A 19,788-nucleotide genomic window follows, 5' to 3' on the forward strand; every position below is an offset into this window, starting at 1 on the left:
TGCGCACCAACAGATCCAGAACTGTCAGGTCCATGCCAGCCATCATGGTCGCTGCCCTCACCTCGGGCCTGCTCGGCGCCACGGCCCCCACGGCCCACGCCGCGGCCGGCGCGACCCTCCCCTTCTCCTCCGTCGAGGCGGAGTCCGCCACCACCACCGGCACCAAGATCGGCCCGGACTACACCCAGGGCACGCTCGCCTCCGAGGCCTCCGGACGCCAGGCGGTACGCCTCGACGCCGGCCAGCGCGTCGAGTTCACCGTGCCGGGCGCGGCCAACGCCGTGAACGTCGCCTACAGCGTCCCCGACGGTCAGTCCGGCTCGCTGAACGTGTACGTCAACGGCACCAAGCTGGCGAAGACCATCGCCGTCACCTCCAAGTACTCGTACGTGGACACCAGTTGGATCCCGGGCGCCAAGACCCACCACTTCTACGACAACGCCCGGCTGTTGCTCGGGCAGAACGTCCAGCCCGGCGACAAGGTGGCGCTGGAAGCGGCCGGTGTCCAGGCCACCGTCGACGTCGCCGACTTCGAGCAGGTCGCCGCGGCCGCGACCCAGCCCGCCGGGTCGGTTTCGGTGACGTCGAAGGGCGCCGACCCCAGCGGTCAGGGCGACTCCACCCAGGCCTTCCGGGACGCGATCGCCTCGGCGCAGGGCGGCGTCGTGTGGATCCCGCCGGGCGAGTACAAGCTGACGTCCTCCCTCAGCGGCGTCCAGAACGTCACCCTTCAGGGCGCGGGCAGCTGGCACTCCGTCGTGCGCACCTCCCGCTTCATCGACCAGTCCGGCTCCTCCGGCAACGTCCACATCAAGGACTTCGCGGTCATCGGCGAGGTCACCGAGCGCGTCGACTCCAACCCGGACAACTTCGTCAACGGGTCCCTCGGCCCCGCGAGTTCCGTCTCCGGCATGTGGCTCCAGCACCTCAAGGTCGGCCTCTGGCTGACGGGCAACAACGACAACCTGGTCGTCGAGAACAGCCGCTTCCTCGACATGACCGCCGACGGCCTCAACCTCAACGGCAACGCCCGCGGTGTGAAGGTCCGCAACAACTTCCTGCGCAACCAGGGCGACGACGCGCTCGCCATGTGGTCGCTGTACGCGCCCGATGCGAACAGCAGCTTCGAGAACAACACGATCACCCAGCCGAACCTCGCCAACGGCATCGCGATCTACGGCGGCACCGACATCAACGTGAAGAACAACCTGATCTCGGACACCAACGCCCTCGGCAGCGGCATCGCGATCTCCAACCAGAAGTTCCTCGATCCGTTCCACCCGCTGGCCGGCACGATCACCGTCGACGGCAACACCCTCGTGCGCACCGGCGCGATGAACCCCAACTGGAACCACCCGATGGGCGCGCTGCGCGTCGACTCGTACGACAGCGCCATCGAGGCACAGGTGCGGATCACCAACACGACGATCACCGACAGCCCGTACAGCGCCTTCGAGTTCGTCTCGGGCGGCGGCAGGGGCTACGACGCCAAGAACATCACCGTCGACGGCGCGACCGTGAACAAGGCAGGCACGGTCGTCGTCCAGGCCGAGGCCCCCGGCGCCGCCACCCTGCGCAACGTGACCGCCACCGCCGTGGGCGCGGCGGGCATCTACAACTGCCCCTACCCGTCGGGCACGTTCACGCTCACCGACGGCGGCGGCAACTCCGGCTGGAGCAGCACCTGGTCGGACTGCTCGACCTGGCCCCAGCCCGGCCAGGGCAACCCGGACCCCGACCCGAACCGCAACCTCGCCAAGGGCCGTACGGCGACGGCGACCGGCTCACAGGACGGCTACCCGCCCGGCAAAGCGGTCGACGGCGACGCCAACAGCTACTGGGAGTCCACCAACAGCGCCTTCCCGCAGAGCCTCAACGTCGACCTCGGCGCCACCGAGTCCGTACGCCGTCTCGTGCTGAAGCTCCCGCCGTCCTCGGCGTGGAGTGCGCGCACCGAGACCGTCACCGTCCTCGGCTCCACCGACGGCTCCACCTACTCGACACTCGTCGGCTCCACCGGCTACCGCTTCGACCCGGCCACCGGCAACACAGCCACCGTGACGCTGCCCGGCGGTACCGGCCTGCGCCACCTGCGGCTGACCGTCACCGCCAACACCGGCTGGCCCGCCGCCCAGTTCAGTGAGGTGGAGGCGTATCTGACTTCGTGACCGCGTCCTGCGGGACCCCGCGCTTCGCCGCCTGGATCTGCTCGTACACATGGGTCCGCAGCTCGGCGAAGCGCGGGGCCACCCGGGTGTGCAACTGGTCCCGCTCGTCGGGCAGATCGACCTTCAGCTGCTCCTGTATGACAGTGGGGGAGGCGGACAGGACGATCACCCGCTCGCCCAGGTAGACGGCCTCGTCGATGTCGTGGGTGACGAACAGGATCGTGATCCCGCGCTCCCGCCACAACCTTCGTACGAGATCTTCCAGATCGGCGCGCGTCTGTGCGTCCACCGCCGCGAACGGCTCGTCCATCAGCAGCACCCGCGGCTCGTACGCGAGCGCGCGGGCGATGGCGACCCGCTGCTGCATACCGCCCGACAGCTGCCAGGGATAGGCGCCCGCGGCGTCGGCGAGCCCCACCGACTCCAGCGCGTCAGTGACCAGTTCGCGGCGCCGTGTCTTGCTCAAGTCCTTCTGTTTCAGGGGGAGTTCGACGTTTTCGCCGACCCTCATCCACGGAAACAGACTCCGCCCGTACTCCTGGAACACGAACGCCATCCCGGGCGGCGGCCCGGTCACCTTTCGGTCCTCCAGGAGCACTTCACCGGCCGTCGGCGCGAGCAGTCCGCCCATGCACTTCAGCAGAGTGGTCTTGCCGCAGCCCGACGGGCCGACGAGACAGACGAGTTCGCCCGCGTCGACGGTGAAGGTGAGGTCGCGGACGGCCTCCACCCGCCGCCCCGACCCCTCGTAGACCTTCTTGAGGCCTCGTACGTCCAGCATGGACCGCCCTTTCGCGAGGTTCACGGCGACCGCCTGGTCGAGGCGCGCAGGCCGTGGTACCAGCCGAGCACGCGGCGCTCGACCAGCTGGAAGACGACGGAGAGCAGAAAGCCGAGCAGACCGAGCAGCAGGATGCCGGTCCACATGTCGGGGATGGCGAAGGACCGCTGGAACTGGACGATGGTGAAGCCGAGGCCGTTGCTGGCGGCGAACATCTCGCTGATGACCATGAGGATGATGCCGATGGACAGCGCCTGGCGCAGCCCCGCGAAGATCTGCGGACTCGCCGAGCGCAGCACCACGTTCCGCAGCCACGCGGTGCCCGTGATGCCGTAACTGCGGGCCGTCTCCGCCATCACCGGATCGACCGCGCGCACGCCCTCCACGGTGTTGAGCAGGATCGGCCACACACAGCCGCTCGCGATCACGGTGACCTTCATGGTGTCGCCGATGCCCGCGAACAGCATGATGACCGGCACCAGTACCGGTGGTGGTACCGCCCGCAGGAACTCCAGGACCGGCTCGCACACCGCGCGCACCCGCCGGTAGGAGCCGATGACCGTGCCGAGCGCCACGCCCACGACCGCCGCCAGCGCATAGCCGCCGGTCAGCCGCAGCACGCTGGGCAGCACGTCGTCCTTCAGCCGGTCGGCGGTCCACACGTCCGGGAAGGTCTCGACGATGGTCCGCAAGGGCGGCCAGTACACGTCCGTACTGCTGTCGGAGGCCACCCACCAGCCCGCCACCAGCAGTGCGGGCAGCGCGAACACGAAGAACATCCGCAGCAGCAGCCGGCTCACACCGCCACCTCCCCGCGCACCGACTGGTGCCAGGCCAGCGCCCGCCGCTCCACCGACCGCGCACCCACGTTGATCAGCAGCCCCAGCAGCCCGGTCACCACGACCAGCGCATACATGTCGGGCACCGCCTGCGAGGTCTGGGCGACGGCGATCCGCGCACCCAACCCCGGGGCGCCGATGACGAGTTCGGCGGTCACCGCGAGGATCAGCGCGACCGCCGCGGCAAGGCGCACGCCCGTCATGACGTACGGCAGGGCGGTCGGCCACAGCACATGCCGGATCCGCGCCCAGGTGCCCAGACCGTACGACCGTGCCGTCTCGTCGGCGACCGGGTCCACGTCCTGGACGCCGTACAGGGTCTGGATCAGCACCTGCCAGAAGGAGGCGTAGACGACCAGCAGCAGCACCGAGCGCAGTTCGGTGCCGTAGAGGAGGACCGCCAGGGGGATCAGGGCGACGGACGGGATGGGGCGCAGGAACTCGATCGTGGAGGCCGTCGCCTCCCGCAGATAGGGGACCACGGAGAGGATCACGCCGATCACGATCCCCGCGCAGGCCGCGATCGCCAGACCCAGCGCCCACCCCGTGAGGGTGTCGCCGAGCGCCGACCAGAAGGCGCTGTCGGTGAGTTCGCCGCCGAGCGCGTCCGCGATACGGCTGGTCGGCGGGAAGTAGTCGTCCTTGACCAGGCCGAGCCGCGGCACCACCTCACCCAGGGCGAGGAAGGCCGCGAGCCCGGCCGCACCGAGTACGGCGTTGGCGCCCCTCACGGCAGCAGCGCGTCCAGGTCCGGCGTCTCCTTGAAGAGGCCGTCCTCCTCGCCCAGTTTCATCAGGGCTTCGATGGAGGCGCGGTTGGCCTCGGCCGGCCACTTGGGCAGGGTCACCTGCTCCAGTACGTCTGCCGGGATCTTGGTGTACGTCGTGATGATCGCGCGGGCCTCGTCGGGGTGGGAGTCGGCATAAGCCAGGGACTGGGCGGTGGCCTCCCGGAACTTCTTCACCACGTCCGGGTTCTGCTGCTCGTACTGCTCCGAGGTGAAGTACATGGCGACGGTGACGTCCGGGGCGATGTCGATCAGGGGAGAGGCGATCTCCACGCCACCCTGGCTCCTGATCGTGGCGGTCGCCGGCTCGACCACGCACGCGGCGTCGATCTGCCCCTTGTCGAGGGCCGCGGGCATCTGGTCGAAGGCGAGCTCGACGAGCTGCACCTTGTCGGGGTCGCCGCCCGCCTTGCGCACCGACTGCCGCACCGCGGTCTCGTTGATGTTCTTCAGGGTGTTGATGGCGACCTTCTTGCCCTCCAACTGCTTCGGCGAGGTGATGTCGCTCCCCTTCTTCACAATCAGGCCATTGAAGTCCTTGCCCTTCACGCCGGTCGAGGCGATGCCGTTGACGACGGCCTTGACGGGCACGCTGTTGGACTGGGCGACCATCAGCGAGGTCACGTTCGAGAAGCCGAACTGGAACTGACCGCTGGCGACACCCGGCACGATCGCCGCGCCGCCCTGCGCGGGCGTCAACTCCAGCTTCAGGCCGCGTTCGCTGAAGAAGCCCTTCTTCTGGCCCAGATAGAGGGGCGCGACATCGACGATCGGGATGATGCCGACCTTGACCGTGGTGGTGCCCCCGGACGAGGCGTTGCCGTCCGAGGCGCCACTGTCGTCGGACGAGCCGCACGCCGTCGCGGCGGCCAGGACGGATAGGGCCGTGAGGCCGATGAAAAGACGACGACGCATGACTCCCCCTGTGGGACCGGTGCTGGTGCTCCGAGAGGTTGTGCGCAGACTGTACGAGTGTGCTGTGCGGGAACGTAGAGCCCGGCCGGGGGCAGGGTCAATGCCCTTGTCATCACAGGTCGTTGACAGGGTGAGATGAGCACTCCTAGCGTGCGCACAGCGCACGTTCATGCGTCCGTCCGGAGGCCACGATGACCGCTGCAACCCGCGCACCGCACTTCGTCCGGTCCTTCGAGCGGGGTCTCGCCGTCATCCGCGCCTTCGACGCCGAGCACCCGGCCCTCACGCTCAGCGACGTCGCCCGCGCCTGCGGACTGACCCGCGCCGCCGCCCGCCGCTTCCTGCTCACCCTCGCCGATCTGGGCTACGTCCAGACCGACGGCCGGCGCTTCCGCCTCACCCCGCGCGTCCTGGAGCTCGGCTACTCCTACCTCTCCAGCTTCACGCTGCCGCAGATCGCCGAACCGCATCTGGAGCAACTCGTCGCGCAGGTACGGGAGTCGTCCTCGCTGTGCGTCCTCGACGGCGACGACATCGTCTACGTCGCCCGCGTGCCGACCAGCCGCATCATGACCGCGTCCATCACGGTCGGCACCCGCTTCCCGGCGCACGTCACCTCGGTGGGCCGGGTCATCCTCGCCCATCTGCCGGACGAGGAGATCGAGGTCCGCCTCGCCCGCGCCGACCTGCGCCCTCTCACCGCCCGCACCGTCGTCACGGCAGAGGCCCTGCGCGCGGAACTGCGCCGGGTACGGCGACAGGGGCACTCCCTCGTCGACCAGGAGCTGGAGGAGGGGCTGAGATCCGTCGCTGCCCCGGTGCGGGACCGGGACGGCGAGGTGGTGGCCGGCGTGAACATCGCCGTGCACGCAGGCCGCAACTCCGTCGAGTCCGTACGCCGTGACCTGTTGCCCCACCTGCTCGCGACGGTCGCCCGGATCGAGGCGGACGTGCGGATCACAGGTCCAGCACGAGCCGCTTCCCCCGGCACCGGGACACACAGATGAGCATGGTCTCCCCGGCCTCGCGCTCCTCGTCCGTGAGCACCGAGTCCCGGTGGTCCGGGGTGCCTTCCAGGACGTCGGTCTCGCAGGTGCCGCAGGTGCCCTCGTGGCAGGAGTAGAGCACCTCGATGCCGGCGGCGCGCACGGTGTCGAGCACGGAGGCGTCCGGCGGAACGGTGAGCGTGCGCCCGCTCTGCTGGAGAACGACCTCGAACTCCGCGTCCTCTCCGGTCTGTTGCTGCTCCTTCGGGCTGAACCGCTCGACGTGCAGCACACCGGCCGGGCAGCGTTCCTCCACCGCGTCCAGCAACGGCCCGGGACCGCAGCAGTAGACGAGGGTGCCCTCGGGCAGGTCGTCGCAGACCGAGGCGAGGTCCAGCAGACCGGCCTCGTCCTGGGGTGCGACGGTGACGCGGTCGCCGTAGCGCTCCAACTCCTCCGTGAACGCCATGGATCGGCGGCTCCGCCCGCCGTACAGCAGCGTCCACTCGGCGCCCGCCGCCTCAGCCGCCGCCAGCATCGGCAGGACGGGAGTGATCCCGATGCCGCCCGCGACGAAGCGGTAGCGGGGCGCGGGGGCGAGGGCGAAGTGATTGCGCGGCCCGCGCACCCGGACCTTGCCGCCCGGCCCCAACTGCCCGTGCACGTACGCCGATCCGCCCCGCCCGTCCGGCTCCCGCAGCACCGCGATCCGCCAGGCCGAGCGATCCGCCGGATCTCCGCACAGTGAGTACTGCCGCTCCAGCTCCGGACCGAGCACGACGTCGATGTGCGCGCCCGGCGCCCAGGCCGGGAGCTCCTCGCCCAGGGGATGGCGCAGCGTGAGGGCGAGCACGCCGTCGGCCGCGGACTCCGTGCGGTCGACGACGAGTTCGGCTTCGTACACGGTCATGAGTCGCTTCCTCGCGGCGGATGTCCCTCGGGGCGGTGTCCTTCGGGGTGGTGTCCTTCGGGGTGGCCCAGCATCCACTCCCACATCTCGATCGGGTCCTGGGCGGTGTGCTCGGCGCCGCAGTGGCACGTGCCGTGCAGGATGTCGGTGCCCGGCAGCCAGTCGATGCGGTAGACCTCGCGCGGCGTTTCGGAGAAGAGCCTGCTCACAGGACCTTCTCCATGGGCTTGTCGCCCTCTTCCACCAGCCGGGCGAGGATACGGCGGGCGGCGAGGCCGCCGGTGTCGATGTTGATGCTGAGCTCCTGGTAGCCGGTCCGCTCGGTCCCGAGCGTCTTCTGGAGCAGGTTGAGCGCGTCGACGTCCTGCATGACGACGGTGTGGTTGTTGGACCGCAGGAACTCGGTGACCTCGTCGTCGCCGGTCGCCCAGTCCCGGGAGACCATCCAGAAGTCGTACACCTTGCCGTCCGAGGACGGCGTGATGGCGTACGTGATCTCGGTGTGGAAGCCGTTCGGGTCGCTGCCGTCGGCCTCCGGCGCCACGCCGACCGGGGCGATCCGGCTGTGCAGCAGATAGAGGCAGGGGGCGTGGTACTCGATGTCCTGCCAGCGGGTGATCCGGCCCTCGATGCCGGTCGAGCGGGCGTAGAAGGGCGGGCACTCGGCGTCGTCCATGTGCCGGCTGACCCGCACGATCCCCGCGCCCTCGTCGACCTCCGTGGTGATCGGCGTCTCGGCGACCTCGGGGGTGCCGATGTAGCCGCCGTGCAGATACGTCTCGTGGGAGAGGTCGAGGAGGTTGTCGACGAGCAGTCCGAAGTCGGCGTCGATGGGCTCCATACCGCGGACGGTCGTCCAGCCGGGGGCGTCGAGGTGCCTCGCCCGCGGGATGGTCCCCGGGTCCGCGAGCGCCGGGTCGCCGATCCACACCCAGATCAGGGAGTCCTGCTCGACCACCGGGTAGGCGGCGACGCGGGCCGTGCGGGGGATGCGTTTCTGCCCCGGCACGTACACACACGCGCCGGTCGTGTCGTACGTGAAGCCGTGGTACCCGCACACGATCCGGTCGCCGTCGAGGCCGCTCTCCGACAGCGGGTAACGGCGGTGCACACAGCGGTCGTGCAGCACGACCGGCGTCCCCTCGCCCTCGGTGCGATAGAAGACGAGCGGCTCATCGAGAATCGTCCGGCCAAGCAGCTCACGCCCTACCTCGTGGCTGTAGGCGGCGACGTACCACTGGTTCCTGGCAAAAGTGGTCGTGTGCGGCATCGTTGCGGCTCCCGTCGTTGGGCGATGGTGACATCGTCCGGAAGGGCGTCACGGCGCCGCAATACCTCTTCCGCCTCACGGAAGGATTTGGGGAAACTGCCTGTTCAGGGGGGTTGGTCGTCTGCGGGAGTGAAATCAGGAGTCCGCTTGGCCGGCGACCTCGCTGAATGTTTCCGTCGATGGCTTTTGCCAAGCTTGACACTCCCGCTTTGCGAGAGAGCTTCCTGCTCTCGACTCTCACCGCATTGAGAATGTGCGCGGCCTGGCCGGTCTCTACCTGCTCCCCGACCCGTCCTCTCCCGCCCGCCGGCCGTCCGCCTGGCGCGTGTCTCCCCAACCCATCCGGATCACCGCGTACGTCTCGCCGTCCTTCGGCGGACGTGTCCAGGAACGGGTGGCGAACGTGTGCAGCCGCCCTTTTACGATTGCGTGACGCGGCAGAGACGCACCGAACTCCCCGGCCACCGATTCCAGCAGCGACCGCTCCACCACCTCGGCCCCGTCCTCCAGGGCGCCGAAGAGCCGTCGCGGATCCAGCGCCCGCGGTATCTCCCCGCTCTGCCGGATCTCTCCGTCCGCGTACGTGAATGCGTACTGCTCGGCACCGTCTCGCGCCACCGAAAGGTGGAAGAACGGTTCCCCGTGCCAGGTCCTCAGGCCGCTCCACACCACCACCGCGCAGGTGCCCGCGCTGGCGGCCGCGGCGGGGGAGACGAACCGCCGCCGGTCGAACGGGGCGCGATCGCCGTCGAAGGCGAAGCTCCAACCGGTGCCGGCCCGGCCGACCGCCATGAGAGCCCTGTCGTCGTAGGACGAGAACTCCCTCTGCGTGTGCAGCGATCTGTGGCGCGCCTCCCAGAAGGTCATGGGTTCGTTCAGCACGGTGCCGTCCCCGTCCGCGAGACGTCCGGGCAACTCCTCCGGCTCCACACCTTCCACCAGGACGAACCGGTAGGACGTGCGGTTGTTGCCCGGGTCCGGCTCCGCGAGCCACGCCAGGTCGCCCGGGTCGACCCCGGCCGTCGGACTCGGTGCCTCACCCGCCTGCCCGCGCCTGGGAGATCACCGTGGTGTTCGACGCCGGGCAGAACTCCGTCGCCAACTTCGCCCACCTCGATTAGTCCCACCTGCACTTCGTCGGGCTCGATCCCACTTTCGGACTGCACCGACCTGCTCAAGCGACCCGCCGGCGCCCGACGTTTGGTGGACGAGCCGCGCTTCGGGGGTCTCACGGCGCTGGAGACCCGGCGCACCGTCTACGGCCGGGACCGCCGCGTCCACCTCACCCACTCGCCCGCCCTGCACACCGCCCAGCACCGCGGCTTCGACCAGACCCTCGCCAAGGCCGAGGCCCGGCTCGGCGACCTCGCCGCCACCTTGGCCCGAGGCCGGACCCGCCGAGCCCCGGAGAAGGTCCGGGCCGAGGTCTCCGCGATCACAAGGACCCCTGGGTCACCCGCGTACTCGCCCTGACCGTCGCCCACTTGATGCGACGCCAGGCAGCCGGCGCGGGTGAGCCCATGTCGGCACGCGAACTCCTCGGACACCTCGCCGGCATCCAGGAAACCGTCCTGATCCACCCCTCCACCGGGGGCCGCCCATGGCCCGACGGATGCTTACCGACCTCACTACGACCCAGCCCGCCTCGCCGCCATCCTCGACCTGGACCTCTCCGTCCCGCGCACTTGGCCTTGGCCCGCTGCCCAACGACATCACCGTGCCCCTGGACGCCGACTACGACTCGGACAAGACACGGACCGTGCTCGAACGCGCGGTATGCACGGCCGGATCGGCCACAAGGATGAGAAGGCGCCGATCCAGGCGAGCCGACGCCGGCACGTCGAACGAGCCCCCGGGGCACAAAGCTTGATCCGTGGAGTGGATGCCACTGCGGCAACTCCGCGGCCGGCGAACATACGTAGCCGATTGCGTAGTTCTACTGATCCCTTCAGCGTCCGCTTAGGGAAGGGTCTTGATCGAGGGTGAACCGTGCGCGACGGGAGAGCCACTGAGCACAGGTCAGGATGATGACGTTGCTGGAGTCTGCAGGAGACCGGGTACGGCGACTGGTCCGCGCCGTCACCCCAACGGGACGTAACCGGCCGGCTCGGTACTCCGCCGCTCCGGTCACCGCCTCGCTGGCGGCCGTTGCGCTGCTGACGGCCGGCTGCTCGGGCGACGGAGACGGCACCGACGCATCGGCCGCCACGCCCTCCGCGACCGGCACTGCCACCGCTGCCCCGATCACCCCGTCGGCCACGCCCTCCCCGCCCTACCCGACCAACGCCAAGGGCTGCCACCCCAACGGGGAATGGACGACGGAACAGATTATGCGCTGGGTGCGAATGGCAGCCGATGCCCCCGCCGCAGGCGTCGACACCTCCAAGGACCCGGTCGAGATCAACGAGAGCGTGGCGGGCTACACCGGCCCGCTGTGCGAAACGGTCACCGTTCAGGTGGAGTTCTGGAAGCTCACCTACGGCTCGGGGGGCGCCGGAGAGAACACGACCGGCGCCACGGAGGCCCCGCCGGACTACTACTTCGACATGGGCTCCGTGAAGCGGACCGAGTTGCGCGTCGACGGACGCAAGGAGCAGCTCGTGAAACCGCCGGAGAAGCTCTACGCCGGCGACCGCAGCGTCTGCGTGGGGGCCCTGGTCGCGGTGTACGTCGGCAAGCCCCTCAAGGGCAAGGAACTGCCCGAGCAGATCAGCACCGGGTCCGAGGGCGTCAACATCGGCGGCGGGGACGTGGAATTCAGGACCGAGCGGGTGGCCGAGTACGAGCTGTCGCCTCCAGCGGCGCCGCACGTCTGCAGCCCCGAGGGCAAGCCCACCGCCGACCCGTACGACGTGCCCGACACCACGGGTGTCCCCGACCCGCTGTACCCGACGCCGACGTTCAGCTTCGACTTGGACGACGTCCTGCGCGTCCCGAGTGACGGAGATTGAGCAGGTGGGGCCCCGCCGGCCGACGGGGCCGTGAGTTCACGGAACAGCTGGTGGGGGAGGACTGATCGATCATCTTGACGGTCCGACAGGTATCCGATACAGGGAGTCTGCTTTGAGCAAGCGGGAATTGGGTCCGTATCCAGGTCTGACCTATGCGCACATGGTGTCCAAGGACGTCCACAGCAGCCATGTCGTCCGCCGGTTTGCTGTCTACCCGATCGACATCGAGCGGCCGGAGGAGGGCCGGCGGGTGGAGACGCTGGAATGCGGGAGCTGCCAGAAGCCGCTGAAGTTCAAGGTGCTCAGTGTCGCGGCGGCCAGGACCCGCCGGTGGGTATGGCTGGTGCTGGGCCTGGTCGGGGTAGCGGCGGCGCTCGGGTTCGGGGTGGCGATCTTCCAGGTCGGCGGGCAAGTCCACGAGGAGGGGGCCCCCAACCCGGTGGGCCCGCTGGCGCTGGGCTTCCTCGCCGGGTTCCTTTCCGGGATCGTCGGCCTGAGCTACTGGTGGTACGAGGACGGGGTGCGCGGGCCCGGCTCGCCACTGCTGTCACTCGGTGTGCACGCTCTCCGGTGGCCGCGCAGCTAGCGCGACGCCCTGGCGAGATGCCTGATCTGCGAATTATCCAGGAACTCGGGCTAGGCCTGCCGACCCTCCGGGAGGCGGCGCCACCGGGTGCTGGCCCGCGGCGTCGAGTCCACAGCAGGCCGGACAGGAACGGGAGGACCTGACTGTCCAGATCGGTTTCGGTGGGTACGCAACCACGCGAAGCTCCCCGCAATCATGTTGATCTTGGTCGACAGCCCATTCATCAGTGGCTTCACTTCATCACGCACGCGGGGTGGCCCGCCCTCATTCCTCCTGAGCCCACTCGGCGTGCCACACGGTCACTGTGCCGTTGCCGTGCCCGGCCGCGAGCAGCGTTCGCCCGCCCGTCCGCACCTGACACAGGGCGAAGGTCCACCCCCTCCGGGGGCGGTGTCGATCGTGCGCACCAGCCGGCCGTCGCGCGGGTCCCAGATGCGTATCGCGCCGTCCCGGCCCGCCGAGGCCGGCAGGTCGCGCCCCGAGACCCGCACTGCGCACAGCCCGTACACCCAGCCGCGGTGACCGGTGAGGGAGGCCACCAGCGCGCCTCGGTTCTCCAGATCCCAGAGCCGGACGACCCCGTGCCGGCCGCTGGACGCCAGCAGGGGCCTGCCGTCGACGTCGACCTCGCACAGCGTACGGATCCAGGTGCGCGAGTCCCTGAGGAGAGCCGTGTCCTCGTGCGTGGCCGGGTCCGCGAGGCGGATTACCTTGCGGTGCCCGGAGTACGCCACGAGTCTCCGGCCGCCGACCGTGACCTCGCAGGCCGCCTCGAACGACGGCCGGTACCGGTACCGGCCGTCCGACCGCCGGACCACCCACGTAGGTCGGTTACGTAGTTTCCGCATCCGTTCAGCCCACCCGTCCCACCCGCACGAGGGTTGCCCGTCCCGCGCTGATCGACGCCCACCCGCTCGGGCCGGTGGCTCGCCGTCGACGCGTAGCCGTCGACGCGGTGTGAGATCGAGGACACGAAGCCGCAGGTTGTCAGTGGCGTACGACAGGATGTGCGGGGGCACCAACTGTCGCGGGGGGCGTGAGGGTATGACGACGGAACGGACACGGCTGGTCGGCAGAGAGGCGGAACTCGCGCGGCTCGACCGGCTGCTGGCGGAACTGGTGGGGGACGTGCCCGGCCGCCCGGCGGTGCTGGACGTCGGCGGTGAGGCGGGCATCGGCAAGAGCCGGCTGGTCCACGAGCTGTGCCTGGCGGCGACGCGGCGCGGGGCGGCGGTGCTGCGCGGCCGGGCGACGGAGTACGAACGTCACATCCCGTTCCAGCCGTTCACCGACGCCTTCTCCGACCTCGCCCCGGAGGTCGTCGAATCCTTCCCGGAGGCTGCCGAAGTCGCGGTGCTGAGCGGCGCTCCCCGCAGCACGGACCGCTTCCACCTGCACCGGGCCACCGCCGCTCTGTTGACCCACGCCGCGGCGTCTGGGCTGGTCGTGGTCCTGGACGACATGCACTGGGCGGACGCCGCGTCGCTGGAACTCCTCGACCATCTCGTACGGCACCCCGTGCGCGCCCGCGTCCTGCTGGTCCTCGCCCGCCGCGACCGGCAGAGCCCCGCGCCGCTTGCCGCGACCCTCACCCGCGGCACGGAGACCGGCACGGTACGGCGGACGGTCCTCGGCCCGCTCGGCGAGCGGGACTGCGTCGAACTGCTCACCCCTGACCTGGCCCGCGACCAGGCCGTACGGCTCTTCACAGCGAGCGAGGGCAACCCGCTGTACCTGCTCACCCTGCTCCAGGCGCACCGCGAGGGCGCGTCGGTGAGCCGACTGTCCACGACGGGCCTCGGGGCGCTGCTGCTCGACGAGCTGACCCCGCTGACGCCGTCGCAGGGCCGGCTCGTCCAAGTGGTGGCAGCTCTGGGCGACCACGCCACGCCCGCACTGCTCGGCCCGGTGACCGGCCACGAGCCGGGGCAACTGGCCGACGATCTCGCCGTACTGACCCGGCGCGACCTGCTGCGCACCGGCACGCACGGGCGGATCGCGCTGCGCCACCCCGTGCTGCGCAGCCTCGTCCGCGACGGCACTGACCCCTGGCAGCGCACGGAGATCCACCGGCACGTCGGCGCCGAACTCGCCCGTACCGGAGCCCCGTTGGCCGAGCGGGCGCACCACGCCGAGCAGTCGCTGTCCGACTGGGACCCGCGGGCGGCGGCGGTGCTGGACGAGGCCGCCGAGCAGGCCGCGCAGACGGCGCCCGCGAGCAGCGCACACTGGCTTGAGGTGGTGCTGCGGCATCTTCCGCACACGCCGGAACACGCTGCCAGACGGCGCGAGTTGATGCTGCGGCGGGCCCGGGCGCTGGGCGTCGGCGGCCGGCTCCGGGAGAGCCGGGACCTGTTGCACCAGGTGATCGCCCTGCCCGACCCGGGCGACGGGACGGGGTCGCGGGCGTCTGCTGTCGTGCTGTGCGCCGTCATGGAGCGCCATCTGGGGCGTTACTCGGAGGCGGTCGCCCTGCTCCGCCGCGAGTTGCACCGCACTGATCCTGCGCCGTCGCTCGCCGACCAGGTGGCGCTGGGCCTGGAGCTGGGCTCCTCGGCCCCGCACGACACCTCGTACCCGGCAGTGCGCTCCGAGGTGGCACACACCCTGGAGGTGGCCCGCTCCCTCGGGGACGAGACGGGGGTGGCGGGTGCGCTGAGCGTCGCGGCGCTGGGGGAGGCGTACGAGGGGGAGACGGCCGCGGCGGACGACTTCACCCGCCGGGCGGCGGCCCTCGTGGACTCGCTGCCGGACGGCGATCTGACCGGCCTGTGCGAGCCGCTGGTACGGCTGGCCTGGGCGGAGGCGTTCCTGGAGCGCTTCGCCGACGCCGAGCGGCACGCCGATCGCGGCCTGGCCATTGCCCGCCGCACCGGCCAGATCTACCTCCTGCCCCACCTTCTCCTGTGCAAGACACACGTGCGCACCCAGACCTGCCGGCTCGCGTCGGCGGTGGAACTGTCCGAGGAGGCCGAGGACATCGCCCGCGGCATCGGCAGTGACGAACTGCTCGCCTTCGTCCTCGCCACGAGGGCCCACGCCCTGGTCGACGCCTGCCCACCCGGCGATCCGCGGCCACTGGCCACCGCCGAGGAGGCGGTGGCCGCGGCGGGTCTGGGCGTCAACTGGTGGGCGTCCATCGCTTGGTGTGTACTCGGCTACGCGGCGCTCATTGCCGGCGACCCGGCTCGTGCCCGGGAGGCGGTCCTGCGTGCCGGCGGCCCCGGCCTGCGGCGGATGCAGCCCTCCATGCGTCCGCTGTTCCTGGAGGTCCTGGTGACCGCCGCCGTCAGCATGGGTGACCTGGACGCGGCGAAGGACTGGGCCGAGCGGGCCCGCGAGGAGGCCGAGCGGCTAGATCTGCCCGTGCAGCGCGGCTCTGCCATGCGCAGCGCCGCGCAGATACGCCTCGGTCTCGGTGACGACAAGGCGGCGGCGGACCTGTTCATGGCGGCGGCCGACGAGAGCGCCCGCAGCGGAGGGGTGTTCTGGGAGGCGTTCTCCCTGCTCTTCGGCGCCTCCCTGTCGGCGGCGGACCCGGGCGACTCGCGGCGCGGGCAGGCGGCCTGGCACCGGGGGCGGCGGCTCGCCGTGGCCGGGGGCTGCGGGATGCTGACCGGTCTTGCCGAGGCGGTTGGCCCGGCGGTGGCCGCCGCCGCTGACGGGCCCGAGCACCGCCTCGCCGAACTGACCGCCCGCGAACGGGAGATCGCCGACCTCGTCGCCGACGGCCTCACCAGCCCGGCGATCGCCGAACGACTCTGCCTGAGCCGCCGCACGGTCGAGACCCACATCTCCCGGGTCTACCGCAAGACGGGAGTCTCATCGCGGGCAGCTCTCGCGGGCCTGATGGCGGGGCGCACGCCGAGGCCTTCCTTGAGAGGATGAGCCACGCACGGTTCGAGCCGCGGATACCGGGGGTCCTGTGCATCAGCCACAAGTCACAAGTCAGCAAGCCACGAGGCGCGAAACTGTGTGAGCGAGCGGCGGTGTTGGTGTGCCGGACCGGTCAGCTGCCCCGCCCGAACGGTCGGCTGGAGCCGGTCCGCACTCGGGTGCTCCGGTACGGGGGTGCGGTCAGCTCCGCTACCGGCCTGATGCCTATGTCACCGCCCTGATGGACACGCTGGGCTGAGCCCAGGCGGTCCGGGGCGCGGGCATGGCGGCGAGCGCCGAAACCGCCTTCCACGTCCGACACCAACTGGCGGATCCGCTACGTGTGCCAGTGCCTACGGTATTGGCCAAGGCAGACGTCGACGTCGACCTCAGGCACAGAGGTCGGCGTCGACAGACGTTGTGTTGACTAGAAAGGGGGGTTGAGGCAGGCGATAAAGCTACCGCCCTCGGTATACAGCGGCCACTGCATCTGTTCACGGGTTGCCGGCCCGTAGTCGCCGTCGGCGCTCACACCGAGGCGGTTGGCTTGGAGCCACCGAACGGCATCCACCGTGCCGGTGCCGTAGCTCCCGTCCGTTCCTCCGGTGGCGTTGATCCGATTGGCGGCATAGGTACCGGGGTAGCAGTAAACGATGGCCATCTGCAGCCTCATCACGGCGATTTCACTGCCCGTCTGATATTCCATGTAACAGCTCAGCCCGTTACCGGTGCGCGCGGGGATTTTGTAGTGATTGCCAGGGTTGCCGCCATCGCCCAACCCATCGGTGCGCTTCACCGTCGTGTTGCACGGACCGTAGGCGGCGTGGGCGGGCGCAGTCATCATCGGGCTGGCCGTCAGGCCGGCGGCGAAGAGGAGAGCCAAAGCCCCCAACACTCCGCTCCGCATGCGGAGCGTCGTGGATACACGTTGCACGATGCAACCCTTCTGGTCGGTGATGTCGTCTCAATGACGGCCTCGCCCATGGACCTTAGGGTCGTCGTGGGCTTCGGACTTTGTCATCCGTGCAGGGAACTTTGTCAGTAGTGCACAGCCTCAAGTTGACGCCATATCAGGCGAGGCGGGCCCTGTGTGTGCCCGTCGAAGCCGTTGCGCAGCGAGAGAGAATCCGGCCAGACTGATGTCGGGAACCGTCCGTGTCTAGGGGGACTTGTGGGGGAACGGGCCGAGGTACTGTCAGGCCGGCTCTATGACCGACGCAGACGAAGGGCTGCCTCATGAGCCCGGTCCTGGACACCGCGTTCATACCGCCGCGGGACCGGGAGGAAGTGATCCGGAATGCGGTGTGGGAATCCATGGTGGCGGTCGATATCGACCACCGTCCTCCGGCTGAGGACATCTCCGTTCGCATCGGGCTCGGCGCCGTGGGGCCCATCAGGATCTGTTCGGCGCGGGCGACCGCGGTCACTCTCCGTCGGACGGAGCGGCTCGCCCGAAAGGACGAGGAGCCGGCCGTCACTCTCGGTATTCAGATGACGGGCAGCAGCGTGGTGGTTCAGAACGGTCGCGAGTGCCTGTTGAGGCCCGGGGAATTCGCCGTCTACGAATCGATCGCTCCCTACACACATCTCTTCGACGAGGCAGTCGACTACCGCTTCATCCGTTTCCCCCGCGCGGCACTCGCGCTCCCCGACCGGTTGCTCCGGGACATCACCGCGGTCCCGCTGGGATCCGACAACCCCGTTGCGCGCCTGGCCTTCACCTACTTCTCCCAACTGGCCGTCAGCGACGCGTTGCACCAGGGGGTGCACGCCGACGCCGTGGTGGAACCCAGCATCGAACTCCTCCGTGCCGTCCTGACGTCCCAGCACGGCAACGCCGACCTGGCCAGAGGGCCGTTGGAGGCGACCCTCAGCCTGCGGATCACTCAATACCTCCGGGAGCACCTGGCTGATCCCGATCTGTCGGCGGCACGGATCGCCGCCGCACACGGCATCTCCGTACGTCACCTCTATGCGGTGCTGTCCCGGTCGGGCATCAGCCTCGGAGACTGGATCCGTACCCGCCGCCTGGCCGCATGCAGGCGAGAACTGACCGGCCCGAACGGGCGGCTGCGGACCATCGCGGCGATAGGACGGAGCTGGGGCTTCGTGGACGCGACCCACTTCAGCAAGGTGTTCAAACGGGCATACGGAATCTCGCCTCGGGCCTGGCGCGACCAGAACCACCCCCGCTCCTCCGGGTGATGGTCTCCGCGCGGCCAAGTTTCGCGTGACCGACCTTGGACGCTCGGTCTGGGCCCGGGGTCAGACCGAGCGGACCATCAAACTCATGCCCGACGGAACCGTCTTCGACCGGAGGGCAAGAAGGTCAGCCTCCACGAGCAGGGCCACGAGTATGCAGAAGCCCAGCTCATCGCGCTCGGAGCGCCGGTGCCGTGGCTGGCTGCATAGGTTCGCCAAGTCCTTCAGGCCGCGGCGGCGACGGGACGTCCGCCCCAGCGGATGCCTCCCTCGCTGCGGATCCGGGCGCGTTCCTTGCGTTCGGCGGCCGAGACGTCGCGGTGACGGGCATTGGCGTTGCGCCACCGCAGGTAGGCGTGCAGGGCCCGGGTCTGCACGGGGTGGTTGGGGTGGTGGGAGTTGGCGATGGTGAACTGCCGCAGCGGTCCGAAGTGGGCCTCGATCGGGTTGGCCCACGAGGCGTAGGTCGGGGTGAAGCACAGTTCGACCTCGTGCTTCTTCGCCCAGCGGCGGATGTCGGCGCCCTTGTGGGCGGACAGGTTGTCCAGGATCACGTAGATCGGGGCGCCGTCGGGCCGGGCGGGGCGGATCGACTTCAGCGCGGCCAGCGTGTTCGCGGCGCCTTTCTTGCGACGGTTGATGCCCCACAGGGTGTCGTCGCCGACCGAGTAGCAGCCGTGGAAATACCGCACCCCGTGGGTGCGGTGGTAGGTGGCCGGTACTCGGTCGGGCTTGGCCTGCTCGGCCCAGCAGTTGCCGCCGGTGGGCCGGATTCCCAGCGGGCCGAACTCGTCGAAGGCGAAGGCGAAGGCCCGGTCCGGGAAGCGGTCCAGGACCTCCTCGATCCGGTCCAGCTTCGCCTCGCGGTCCGGGTCGGGGATTCCTTCCACGTCTTGGTGCGCTGGAAGGTGACACTGCGGCGGGTGAGCAGGCCGCGTAACGCCTCGCGGCCGATGCGGATCACCCGGCCGTGGACCTTCCGCAGGTAGGCGACGAGCTTGCGCAGTGACCAGCGGGTGAAGGGCCGGCCGAGCTTGACCGGTCGGGTGGTGGCCGTCGCCACGACGAAATCCTCGTCGTCAGTGCTGAGCAGGCGGGGACGGCCTCCCGCCCATCGAGGGTTCCAGACAGGCCAGGCCGATCTCGTTGAATCGGTGGATCACATCGCGCACGGTGTCTTCATCGGCCTGAACCAGCTGGGCGATCACCGGCACGCGGTTCCCGCCGGCCGAGGCCAGCAGCATCATTGCCCGCCGGTAGCGCACCGAACTGGTGCTGCCCCGGCGCACGATCTGCTGCAGCCGCTGCCCTTCCTGGTCGGTCAGTCTGCGCACACGGACAGGCTCAGCCACCGCGCCTCCAGCAGTCGGAACGGACGTCACCGCACATCCAACCGCCAGGACCACCAACCCGGCGGCATCGTTGCGGCTCCCGTCTCACGGAAGGACGATTGGAAAGCTCCTGGTGAGAGGCCGGGAGGTCATGCGCCCCGTACGGCCGGCACCTGTTCGGACGAC

The 19,788-nt window shown here is 69.9% G+C and carries 16 protein-coding genes and 3 pseudogenes; 8 read left to right on the top strand and 11 right to left on the bottom strand.

Translation table 11 applies throughout. The annotated features are described in order from the left end of the window. The first annotated feature begins 32 nt into the window (after positions 1-32). Positions 33-2,168: a discoidin domain-containing protein gene (locus tag KCH87_RS21610; RefSeq protein WP_374199013.1), complete on the top strand. Its 2,136-nt coding sequence runs from the start codon at positions 33-35 to the stop codon at positions 2,166-2,168. Here KCH87_RS21610 and KCH87_RS21615 read toward each other — a convergent pair. Genes KCH87_RS21615 through KCH87_RS21630 form a run of 4 tightly spaced genes read right to left on the bottom strand, consistent with a single transcriptional unit; the run spans position 2,137 to position 5,490 of the window. Then, a complete protein-coding gene (locus tag KCH87_RS21615; RefSeq protein ID WP_210587908.1) occupies positions 2,137-2,949 on the bottom strand; it encodes an ABC transporter ATP-binding protein in 813 nt (270 codons plus the stop codon). The genes KCH87_RS21610 and KCH87_RS21615 overlap by 32 nt on opposite strands. 20 nt (positions 2,950-2,969) lie before the next feature. Then, entirely contained in the window at positions 2,970-3,749 is a 780-nt protein-coding gene (locus KCH87_RS21620; RefSeq protein ID WP_210587816.1) for an ABC transporter permease, read from the bottom strand. Further along, positions 3,746-4,519: an ABC transporter permease gene (locus KCH87_RS21625; protein WP_210587817.1), complete on the bottom strand. Its 774-nt coding sequence runs from the start codon at positions 4,517-4,519 to the stop codon at positions 3,746-3,748. The genes KCH87_RS21620 and KCH87_RS21625 overlap by 4 nt, the downstream gene beginning before the upstream one ends. Then, positions 4,516-5,490, bottom strand: coding sequence for an ABC transporter substrate-binding protein (locus KCH87_RS21630; RefSeq protein ID WP_210587818.1), 975 nt, complete (start codon positions 5,488-5,490; stop codon positions 4,516-4,518). Before KCH87_RS21630 ends, KCH87_RS21625 begins: the two co-directional genes overlap by 4 nt. A gap of 191 nt (positions 5,491-5,681) precedes the next feature. Between KCH87_RS21630 and KCH87_RS21635 the strand changes: the two genes are divergently transcribed. Further along, positions 5,682-6,497 (top strand): IclR family transcriptional regulator C-terminal domain-containing protein, encoded by an 816-nt coding sequence (locus KCH87_RS21635; RefSeq protein WP_210587819.1) that lies wholly within the window; start codon positions 5,682-5,684, stop codon positions 6,495-6,497. Here KCH87_RS21635 and KCH87_RS21640 read toward each other — a convergent pair. The 4 genes and pseudogenes from KCH87_RS21640 to KCH87_RS21655 all read right to left on the bottom strand — a co-directional run. Beyond that, positions 6,448-7,386: a PDR/VanB family oxidoreductase gene (locus KCH87_RS21640; protein WP_210587820.1), complete on the bottom strand. Its 939-nt coding sequence runs from the start codon at positions 7,384-7,386 to the stop codon at positions 6,448-6,450. The genes KCH87_RS21635 and KCH87_RS21640 overlap by 50 nt on opposite strands. Beyond that, a complete protein-coding gene (locus KCH87_RS21645) occupies positions 7,383-7,595 on the bottom strand; it encodes a hypothetical protein (RefSeq protein ID WP_210587821.1) in 213 nt (70 codons plus the stop codon). The genes KCH87_RS21640 and KCH87_RS21645 overlap by 4 nt, the downstream gene beginning before the upstream one ends. Continuing rightward, complete coding sequence (locus tag KCH87_RS21650) at positions 7,592-8,656, bottom strand: aromatic ring-hydroxylating dioxygenase subunit alpha (protein WP_210587822.1); 1,065 nt, start codon at positions 8,654-8,656, stop codon at positions 7,592-7,594. Before KCH87_RS21650 ends, KCH87_RS21645 begins: the two co-directional genes overlap by 4 nt. Positions 8,657-8,929: 273 nt before the next feature. Then, positions 8,930-9,718: pseudogene (locus tag KCH87_RS21655) on the bottom strand (SMI1/KNR4 family protein); the annotation flags it as partial. A gap of 141 nt (positions 9,719-9,859) precedes the next feature. Here KCH87_RS21655 and KCH87_RS21660 point away from each other — a divergent pair. The 4 genes and pseudogenes from KCH87_RS21660 to KCH87_RS21670 all read left to right on the top strand — a co-directional run bounded on the left by KCH87_RS21660 (position 9,860) and on the right by KCH87_RS21670 (position 12,193). After that, a complete protein-coding gene (locus KCH87_RS21660) occupies positions 9,860-10,129 on the top strand; it encodes a hypothetical protein (RefSeq protein ID WP_210587823.1) in 270 nt (89 codons plus the stop codon). Positions 10,130-10,343: 214 nt separating this feature from the next. Then, a pseudogene (locus KCH87_RS49185) lies at positions 10,344-10,522 on the top strand (IS5/IS1182 family transposase); the annotation flags it as partial. 167 nt (positions 10,523-10,689) lie between these two features. Then, complete coding sequence (locus KCH87_RS21665; protein ID WP_247196540.1) at positions 10,690-11,607, top strand: hypothetical protein; 918 nt, start codon at positions 10,690-10,692, stop codon at positions 11,605-11,607. Positions 11,608-11,719: 112 nt separating this feature from the next. Continuing rightward, on the top strand, positions 11,720-12,193 hold the full coding sequence (locus KCH87_RS21670; RefSeq protein WP_210587824.1) for a hypothetical protein: 474 nt from the start codon (positions 11,720-11,722) through the stop codon (positions 12,191-12,193). Between the two features lie 299 nt (positions 12,194-12,492). Here KCH87_RS21670 and KCH87_RS21675 read toward each other — a convergent pair whose 3' ends face one another. Then, on the bottom strand, positions 12,493-13,011 hold the full coding sequence (locus KCH87_RS21675) for a WD40 repeat domain-containing protein (RefSeq protein WP_210587825.1): 519 nt from the start codon (positions 13,009-13,011) through the stop codon (positions 12,493-12,495). 226 nt (positions 13,012-13,237) lie between these two features. On the opposite strand from KCH87_RS21675, the gene KCH87_RS21680 reads away from it, so the two are divergent. Next, complete coding sequence (locus tag KCH87_RS21680; protein ID WP_210587826.1) at positions 13,238-16,081, top strand: helix-turn-helix transcriptional regulator; 2,844 nt, start codon at positions 13,238-13,240, stop codon at positions 16,079-16,081. Positions 16,082-16,496: 415 nt separating this feature from the next. Here KCH87_RS21680 and KCH87_RS21685 read toward each other — a convergent pair whose 3' ends face one another. Next, entirely contained in the window at positions 16,497-16,952 is a 456-nt protein-coding gene (locus tag KCH87_RS21685; RefSeq protein WP_247196541.1) for a peptidoglycan-binding protein, read from the bottom strand. A 353-nt stretch (positions 16,953-17,305) separates the two neighbouring features. On the opposite strand from KCH87_RS21685, the gene KCH87_RS21690 reads away from it, so the two are divergent. Next, on the top strand, positions 17,306-18,274 hold the full coding sequence (locus KCH87_RS21690; protein WP_210587828.1) for a helix-turn-helix domain-containing protein: 969 nt from the start codon (positions 17,306-17,308) through the stop codon (positions 18,272-18,274). A gap of 221 nt (positions 18,275-18,495) precedes the next feature. On the opposite strand, the pseudogene KCH87_RS21695 reads toward KCH87_RS21690, so the two are convergent. Further along, positions 18,496-19,623: pseudogene (locus KCH87_RS21695) on the bottom strand (IS630 family transposase). Positions 19,624-19,788: the final 165 nt, after the last annotated feature.

This window comes from Streptomyces sp. GESEQ-35, from assembly GCF_017948485.1.
GTDB lineage: Bacteria > Actinomycetota > Actinomycetes > Streptomycetales > Streptomycetaceae > Streptomyces.

What these genes read in the sequence shown, in the direction of transcription:
- KCH87_RS21630 (WP_210587818.1), bottom strand. Translation starts at nt 5,490, where the DNA reads ATGCGTCGTCGTCTTTTCATCGGCCTCACGGCCCTATCCGTCCTGGCC.
- KCH87_RS21640 (WP_210587820.1), bottom strand. Translation starts at nt 7,386, where the DNA reads ATGACCGTGTACGAAGCCGAACTCGTCGTCGACCGCACGGAGTCCGCG.
- KCH87_RS21635 (WP_210587819.1), top strand. Translation starts at nt 5,682, where the DNA reads ATGACCGCTGCAACCCGCGCACCGCACTTCGTCCGGTCCTTCGAGCGG.
- KCH87_RS21680 (WP_210587826.1), top strand. Translation starts at nt 13,238, where the DNA reads ATGACGACGGAACGGACACGGCTGGTCGGCAGAGAGGCGGAACTCGCG.
- KCH87_RS21615 (WP_210587908.1), bottom strand. Translation starts at nt 2,949, where the DNA reads ATGCTGGACGTACGAGGCCTCAAGAAGGTCTACGAGGGGTCGGGGCGG.
- KCH87_RS21650 (WP_210587822.1), bottom strand. Translation starts at nt 8,656, where the DNA reads ATGCCGCACACGACCACTTTTGCCAGGAACCAGTGGTACGTCGCCGCC.
- KCH87_RS21610 (WP_374199013.1), top strand. Translation starts at nt 33, where the DNA reads ATGCCAGCCATCATGGTCGCTGCCCTCACCTCGGGCCTGCTCGGCGCC.
- KCH87_RS21690 (WP_210587828.1), top strand. Translation starts at nt 17,306, where the DNA reads ATGAGCCCGGTCCTGGACACCGCGTTCATACCGCCGCGGGACCGGGAG.